The organism is Persicitalea sp. (genome assembly GCF_041751555.1).
Classification (GTDB): Bacteria; Bacteroidota; Bacteroidia; order Cytophagales; family Spirosomataceae; genus Persicitalea.
Genome location: NZ_JBGSXF010000471.1, coordinates 1 through 7,578, shown reverse-complemented (window position 1 = coordinate 7,578; position 7,578 = coordinate 1). Strand labels below are relative to the sequence as shown.

At 48.1% G+C, this 7,578-nt stretch carries 9 protein-coding genes and 1 pseudogene; 3 read left to right on the top strand and 7 right to left on the bottom strand.

From position 1 onward, the window contains the following. The 3 genes and pseudogenes from ACEW8P_RS16575 to ACEW8P_RS16565 form a co-directional block, all read left to right on the top strand. Positions 1-259: pseudogene (locus tag ACEW8P_RS16575) on the top strand (tRNA (guanosine(37)-N1)-methyltransferase TrmD); the annotation flags it as partial. Positions 260-532: 273 nt separating this feature from the next. Further along, positions 533-1,864 (top strand): SdrD B-like domain-containing protein, encoded by a 1,332-nt coding sequence (locus tag ACEW8P_RS16570; RefSeq protein ID WP_373514188.1) that lies wholly within the window; start codon positions 533-535, stop codon positions 1,862-1,864. 121 nt (positions 1,865-1,985) lie between these two features. Further along, on the top strand, positions 1,986-2,918 hold the full coding sequence (locus ACEW8P_RS16565) for a serine hydrolase (protein WP_373514187.1): 933 nt from the start codon (positions 1,986-1,988) through the stop codon (positions 2,916-2,918). 42 nt (positions 2,919-2,960) lie between these two features. Here ACEW8P_RS16565 and ACEW8P_RS16560 read toward each other — a convergent pair whose 3' ends face one another. The 7 genes from ACEW8P_RS16560 to ACEW8P_RS16530 all read right to left on the bottom strand — a co-directional run bounded on the left by ACEW8P_RS16560 (position 2,961) and on the right by ACEW8P_RS16530 (position 7,578). After that, positions 2,961-4,016, bottom strand: coding sequence for a CHC2 zinc finger domain-containing protein (locus ACEW8P_RS16560; RefSeq protein ID WP_373514186.1), 1,056 nt, complete (start codon positions 4,014-4,016; stop codon positions 2,961-2,963). A gap of 114 nt (positions 4,017-4,130) precedes the next feature. Beyond that, complete coding sequence (gene atpH, locus ACEW8P_RS16555) at positions 4,131-4,667, bottom strand: ATP synthase F1 subunit delta (RefSeq protein ID WP_373514185.1); 537 nt, start codon at positions 4,665-4,667, stop codon at positions 4,131-4,133. A gap of 53 nt (positions 4,668-4,720) precedes the next feature. Next, positions 4,721-5,215 (bottom strand): F0F1 ATP synthase subunit B, encoded by a 495-nt coding sequence (atpF, locus tag ACEW8P_RS16550; RefSeq protein ID WP_373514184.1) that lies wholly within the window; start codon positions 5,213-5,215, stop codon positions 4,721-4,723. A gap of 252 nt (positions 5,216-5,467) precedes the next feature. Then, on the bottom strand, positions 5,468-5,731 hold the full coding sequence (atpE, locus tag ACEW8P_RS16545; RefSeq protein ID WP_373514183.1) for an ATP synthase F0 subunit C: 264 nt from the start codon (positions 5,729-5,731) through the stop codon (positions 5,468-5,470). A gap of 104 nt (positions 5,732-5,835) precedes the next feature. Further along, positions 5,836-6,921, bottom strand: a complete 1,086-nt coding sequence (gene atpB / locus ACEW8P_RS16540) for a F0F1 ATP synthase subunit A (RefSeq protein ID WP_373514182.1) — start codon at positions 6,919-6,921, stop codon at positions 5,836-5,838. Between the two features lie 22 nt (positions 6,922-6,943). Further along, positions 6,944-7,384: a hypothetical protein gene (locus ACEW8P_RS16535; RefSeq protein WP_373514181.1), complete on the bottom strand. Its 441-nt coding sequence runs from the start codon at positions 7,382-7,384 to the stop codon at positions 6,944-6,946. Continuing rightward, a complete protein-coding gene (locus ACEW8P_RS16530; protein WP_373514180.1) occupies positions 7,381-7,578 on the bottom strand; it encodes an AtpZ/AtpI family protein in 198 nt (65 codons plus the stop codon). The genes ACEW8P_RS16535 and ACEW8P_RS16530 overlap by 4 nt, the downstream gene beginning before the upstream one ends.

Genomic DNA, 7,578 nt, shown 5'->3' with positions numbered 1-7,578 from the left:
ATTGGCAGCGGCGGTGCTGGCCGACGCCATTATTCGGCTCATTCCTGGGGTATTGAATGACGAGACCTCTGCCCTTACAGACTCTTTTCAGGACGACCTACTGGCCCCGCCCGTCTATACCCGACCCGCTGAATTTGAAGGAATTAATGTACCAGATGTGCTTTTGTCGGGACACGAAGCAAAGATAGAACAATGGCGAATGCAGGAGTCGCTGGCAAGTACCCGCAAAAAGAGACCTGATCTTTTGGATGAAGACTGAATAACTTCAACTATATGTTTTCATCCGATCAAGCAATGTACTTCTGTGGCGCATTTCAAGCCTGACATTCGTCTGAGAGTAAATTCTCGGTTGTATTTGGGCTTTATTTTTGGCACAAAGCTTGGCTAGACTGAGCGCCAAAAGAATCGTTAAAAGTCATATTTGTTCATTCGTAACAGTATTTTTTTTACATTGTGTTCATTTCAAAAAATATCTTGGTAGTTGTAAATCTATCCGGCAATAATAACTATTCACCGTTACTACGCACTAAGAATGGAAAACATTCTCCCCTTGATTTACAGGGCCAAAAATGCCAAATCGACTGGTAAAATGAGCAAAATTGAGAAATCAAACCCCCGCTTAATTCCCCTATTTAGGATAGTTTCCCTTGTACTGGGATTAGTAGTACTTGTATATCATCAGGCTTCGGCTACGGAGGTAGGTGGCTTTGTGTATTGCGATAATAACCACAACGGTAGCTACGACGATGGCGAGGGATTGCTTGTAGCGGATTTGGAGGTTAAAGTATTCAGAAAAAATACCGATGACCTAATCAAGACCGCCATCACGGACGATAAGGGCAAGTATAGTGCCAACTCACTACCCAGTGGCAGCGAAATTGACGTCAAGGTAGTTTACGAAGGCGTCACCTATACGTCTAGCGGCACGTTGCCACTCTTGACCGCTCATGTTAAAGTGGCGTGTAAATCGACGGACTGTGACCAGCCACCTTCTATTTCGATAATCAAGGATGGAGATATCAACTGCTCCAAAACATCGGTAATGATTGTAGCATCGGTCACACCCGATGAAGGTGCCAATTACGATTGGTTCATCCCAAATGGCGCGACTGATCCCGGGAATGCGGCTTCATTCTCTACTTCTGTAGCCGGGACTTATAAAGTGGTAGTAAAGTACAATTCCAATCACTGCACAGCATCGAGTAGCATTACTATTGCAGCAGACGAGACGGAGTGCTGCCTGACGATCACGAACCCTGATCCCGCTGATCCAAAATCTATTTGCGAGGGAGAAAATGTCACATTCTTGGTGGAAACAGACCCACCACCTCCGGTGGAAATAGGCTGGGTGCGCTTCGACTCCGAAGTGAGCGACCCCTACACCGCCACCGGAAATGGTAAAACCCATCTTGTTGCCGCTAAGCCCTCGGGTGGCTTCGCCTCGGCGTCTTCCGATAATTTTCCGGCTGTGGACGGTGGTATCAAGACATATTACGTTTACGCCTGTTTTAAATACGCTTCTCCGAATTGCAAAGGTTTCGTGAAGTACCAGGTCAATGTCATAAAGCCGAAAGTTATGGCGATGGGAGGCTCGTTCTCTTGTCCAATCACATCAGGGCAATTATCTGCGATAGGCACTCCGGCCGAGGGCGTGATTTCTTCGTACAATTGGACTGGCCCCGGTGGCTTTACCAGCGATTCTCAGAATCCTACGGTGTCGGTAGTAGGTGAATACAAAGTTGTCTATTCGGCAACTAAAGACGGGAAAACATGCACGGTTTCAGATTCGGCGGTTGTCGATTGCTGCCCGGTCAATATTTGTGTGCCAGTGATTGTTAGTAAAACCAGAATGGGTGAAAGATAAGTATTGAGATTAGTTGAAAAGCGCGGGTAGCTATCGGATATGATGGTAGTCCGCGCTTTTTTTATGGTTTGGATGTATGTTCGGCTGTGATAAACTTTGCCAAAAAGACTATTGAATTCTTATGAAAAGACGCCCATTTCTGCTGTTATTGACTTTGCTGAACATGGGTGTTCTTTCCGCCCAGCCAATAAAAATTGAAGGCACCCGCACCGATAAGGTTTTGACCCAAAAAATTGCTGCCGCGTTGGAAGGCTTTCAGGGTGACGTGGGTGTTTACGTCCGAAACCTGCGCACGAACCGCACCGTCGAAATCAAGGCGGACACAGTTTTTCCTACTGCCAGTATGGTGAAAGTACCAATCCTCTGTGGCGTTTTCGATAAGCTACACAGAGGCAGACTCCAATACGATCAAGTTCTGACCTACCACGATTCACTTCACTATGACGACGGCGTAGTCGGTTCCCTGCGCGACAGCGCGCAGATTCCGCTGCCTTACGTGCTGATGCTCATGGAAGCGCTCTCGGACAACACCGGAAGCCTGTGGATGCAAGCTCTGGCGGGCGGTGGAAAGGAAATTAATGCGTGGATGGCTGGACACGGTTTTGAAAACACTCGTGTTAACTCGCGGACGCCTGACCGGCAGGAAGCGCAGAAAACCTACGGCTGGGGGCAAACTACTCCGCGTGAAATGGCTGAACTCGTCGCTATGATCCGCGCCGGAAGGGTCATCAGTCCCGACGTGAGCGAGCGAATGTATCGCCTGCTGGGGCGGCAATTCTGGGACGCGGATGCTTTGTCCCAGATCCCGCCTACTATTCAGGTCATTGCCAAGAATGGTGCGGTTAATCGGGCCAAGTCAGAGGTGGTACTGGTCCACGCGCCACATGGCGAGTACGTCTTCTGCATCACTACCAAAAATCAAACCGATGACCGCTGGCAGCCCGACAACGAAGGCCGAGTACTCCTGCGCACCATCTCCCGCTTAATCTGGAATTACTACGAACCTAAATATGATTGGCAACCGCTGGACGGTTCGGCGAAATGGGAGTATTGAGTTTATGAATAGGTGTGAGACAAAACTAGTTTTCTGATAAACTCACAAACTACCTCTGTCTCGTTTTGTAAAATACTCGTTCACATCCTTAAATCCTTCCTTTACCTCCCGATCGTGGGTACTAAGGCCCGCTCGGTGGAAAATTTCGTGGTAGGATTGCTTGGCGGCTTGGCCGGCATCGTCGTTGTCGAACCAGAAGCACACTTCGAACCGCCGGAAAAGTTTGGCCCATTCTTTCTTAAACATCGTCACGCTACCCAGGCTCACGGCGGGCATCCCCTGCTGCACCAGCGTGATGCAGTCGAAGGCGCCTTCGGTTAAGTACACAACCTTTCCTGTCTTTATTTTGGGCAAGAGGTCGCTATTAAACAGTGGAATTGGTATACCGCTCAAAAATTGATAGCGGGGTGTGCGGTCCATAGGGGTGCCAATAATCCGACCTTGCAGAAATACGATTCGCTCCTTTTGATGATAGGGAATAACGATTGGGTGTTTGTAGAAAACCAGATTATCCTTTTCGTTGTACAGCCCGCACTCGCGCAGATCCGCCGCCGCAAATCGTGTCCGCATGTAGTGGTTGACGTTGTGGTAGTCCTTCACCACAAAGATTCCGAAGTTCCGCAGCGTGTAGACAGTAAAGCCGCGTTCTTTCAGGTACGCATTTCCCTGCTGCGAAATCTCCGTTTCGCCCTGCGATTCGCAGTATTCCTTGAAGGTTTCGTAAATCTCCGTGTGTACTTCGTGGTATTCGTATTCCTTGGTATCCGGCAGATTATCGGCGGGAATTTCGGGTCTTGGGGCCAATTCTCGCAGCGGCGGGGCCGCTCGCCTGATGTAGCCCGGTACGTAGTGGAAAGCCAGTTCATGCATGGCTTTTTTGTATTCCAATTGGCAGAAACCCGCGTAGAAATGGATCACATCGCCGTGCTTGCCACAGCCGAAACAATAGTAGGTATTGGTGTTGGGATAGAGATAAAGGGAGGGCGTTTTCTCTTCGTGGAAAGGACAAAGTATTTTCCGATGCTCGTGGATTTTCAATCCCAAACCCTGCACGACTTGTACAATATCGACCTTACGCGTTTCTTCTAAAATATTCATTGCTGACACTTCAAGCTTTGAAAAATAGCGATCGCTCAGCAAACTACCAACAAAAAAAGACTTCACCGCAAAGCAGCGAAGTCTTTCAAACTATTCAGATAAAAAGTAAAATCTTTAATCTAGCAATTCCAGCTTCAATTCGTTTAGACGGCTTTTCAACGAAGCGTCGATTTGGCGGTCTCCCACACGCAGTACGTAACCACCAATGAGTTTTTCGTCCACTTTCTCTTCCAATTCCACTGATTTGCCCGTCGCGTCGGCTACAATCTTATTGAATTGTTTGCTCAGCTCGGCGTTGAGAGGAATCGTAGTCGTGATTGTGGCTTTCTGAATGCCTTTGTAGGTGTTGTACTGCACAATAAACTCATTCGCCACTTCGTCCAGGATGGCTTCCCGATTTTTGCGGGTGATGATTTCGAAGATAGTATAGGAAACAGGGCTTACCCTTTCTTTGAAAATCGCTTTCAGAATTCCCAATTTCTTTTCGTGGCGCACGACCGGGCTTTTCAGCGCCAGCATCAGGCCGCGGTTAGCCTTAGCAGTATCGCGGAACAGAAGCATGTCCTGATACACGGTTTCTACCACTTTTTTTTCCTCGGCCAATTCGATGAGCGACTTGGCGTATCGGGAGGCTACGGTTCCTACAGACATTTATTTGGTGGAGAGTTGAGAGTACGTTCAGAATGCAAACCAAATTGATTTACTTAATTGAGACGGGCACTTGAGGCCAAATCAGCGATTAGTTTTTCCTGTGCGGATTTATCTTTTAGTTCACGGTGAAGTACCTTTTCGGCAATTTGGAGCGAGAGGGTAGCCACTTCTTCCTTCATTTTGGCGATGGCGGCGTGTTGCTCGTTCTGGATAGTTTCGCGGGCGTTGTCGATCATTTTCTGGCCTTCGGCAATAGCTTTGTCTTTGGCTTCCAACACCATGCGATCAGAAGCTTCCTTCGCTTCGCGGATAATCTTATCGCGGGCGGCATTCGCTTCGGCGACCATGTTAGCATTGTCGGCCTTCAACTTAGCCATCTCAGCCTTGGTTTGCTCGGCCATATCGAGAGCACCTTGAATTTCCCTTTCACGGTCATTCAGACCGTTGATGATAGGTTTCCAAGCGAAGGCACGCAATATCCATACTAGGAGTAGAAATACAACTAGCATCCAGAAAATCAAGCCGATGGCGGGGGTAAGTAATTCCATTTCTTTACACTCGTGGGGGAGAACCTAGGTGTTCGCCCGATGGTAGAATTTTAAAAAACTGAATTTCAATCTTTTTTCAAAAATCCGCAGGAGCCTAATGCTCCTGCGGGGATGTTTTTTTGAACCTGTTCCGGCGGCCTAATGCGTGGGGAAGTAAGCGGTTCGTTGTACTTTGCTTGTTCTTTATCAGACTAGCGATGTAGAAAACGGGCAAGATGCCGAAGCGTCGCGGGGCGGCCCGTACCACATCTACTACAGCTTGAAGGAGATCAGCAGACAAATTACAGCGGCGAAAAGGGCCACAGCCTCGATCAGAGCGGCGATGATAAGCATCGCGGTCTGAATACGACCAGCCGCTTCGGGCTGACGGGCGATGCCTTCCATTGCGCTGCCACCAATGCGACCAATGCCCACACCAGCGCCGATTGCAGCTAAACCAGCACCGATACCGGCACCCATGACAGCTAGACCTGCACCACTCTGTTCAGCAACTTGAAGCAAAATTTGGAGTAACATAAATTGAATTGTTTATATATAGAAAAATTGAAAAAAGAAATGCTTGATTAGGTCTTTAACAGTATGTTATAGCAAAAATGGCATTTTCAACTGTCAACTAACTACTACATGCCGTGGTCAGGCTCATGATTATCCTCAATAGCACTGCCGATGTACATCGCCGATAGCAACGTGAAGATGAACGCCTGAATGAAGGCTACCATGATCTCGATAAAGTTCATAAATAACGCAAAGGCCGACACGACGGGCGCAACGAAAATGCTTTTGAAGATAAAGATCAGTCCGAACAAGCTTAGTAGGATAATGTGTCCTGCCGTCATGTTGGCGAAAAGTCGGATCATCAGTGAGAAGGGCTTCATGAACACGCCTACGATCTCAACCGGAATCATGATGGGTAGCAGGGCGAGCGGTACGCCCGTAGGCTTCACTAAGTGCAGCCAATAATGTTTGTTAGAGCTGAAATGGACGATCAGGAACGTAATCACGGCCAGCGTCATCGTAACGGCAATGTTGCCCGTCACGTTGGCAGCACCGGGAAGCAGTCCCAGCAGATTATTGACCAAAATAAAGAAGAACAGCGTTAGAAGATACGGCAGGTACTTCTGGTAGTTGGGGCCGATATTGGGTTTCACCACTTCGTCGCGGATGAAAAGAATCAGTACCTCCATCGCCGATTGGAAGCCACGCGGGGCTTTGCCCTTACGATTATTGTAAGCACTTGCTACGCTACCGAAAATCAACACCAGAATGATGGCGCTCAGGAGCATTGAGGCCACATTCTTTGTAATCGAAAGGTCGTAAACCGTGCGACTCTCGTCTTCGGGTACGATTTTCTCTGAGTCACCGTGAATTAAATGGTAACCCTGGTACTCGTGATTATTGTTGTGAAATTTGGAAGACATGAACGCTTCTAAACCGCGGTCGGGCGAATAGAGGATTACGGGAAGCGGTAGCACGACACCGTGAGCGAATTCCCATTCGTGGGAGTCGGCAATGTGGTGCATAATCATTTCGCCGATGTCAAAGTCTTCCTCATTCTCTGCCAGCCGATGTTCGAGATCATGCTCGGCGGCGTTGACTTCTTCGGCCACACTCTCGTGGTCGGTTTGGGCAAAACTCCGCAAAGGGTTGGAAATCAGGAAGGCCGTTGCGAAGGCAAGGGTTAAAAAACGACGTATGGGTGTTGACATAGAAACTAAAAGTACGCTCAGATCACGAATCGCGGCGCAAGGTACGATATAAACCGTATATTTCAAAAGCGGTAAAAAATAAATAGAGTGCAAAAAAGTTGGCGACGAAGATCGGAGCATTTCCGATACCCAGATATAAAGCAACAGCTACGAAAGCAATGCATAATATGAGTCGCGCCACCACCGTCGATAGGTAAAATTCTACGAATTTGTCCCTTTTGTTCTTGAAACCGAACTCCATGAGGCGATGGATTAAAAAAGAAATCGCCAGAAAGAAGAGTAGCATATAGTTAATCCAGGGATGTACGTAGAAACCATAGCCGGAACGCTCGACTAAGAAAAATACAATTCCAAGAAGTAAAGTTAGTAGCAAACTGCGAAGCATAGCTTGCGGACGCATCCGCCCGTATTTTTGCGGGTGCAAAGGTAAGGCTTTCGCATCAAAACGGCCAGAGCGATTCACTCTTTCGTGACTGAACGAATGAAGAGGTATAACGATCCGGCAATGGAGAGCAGCGACAACACCAGCGTCCAAACCGGAATCTTGTTCTGTTGCCATTCATCCAGCTTGTAGCCGCCGTAGGTGAACAGCACGATGGTTCCCAGCATCTGAAATGCCAGGCCGGAGTATTTGGCGTAGTTGTTGGTGTTTTTCAT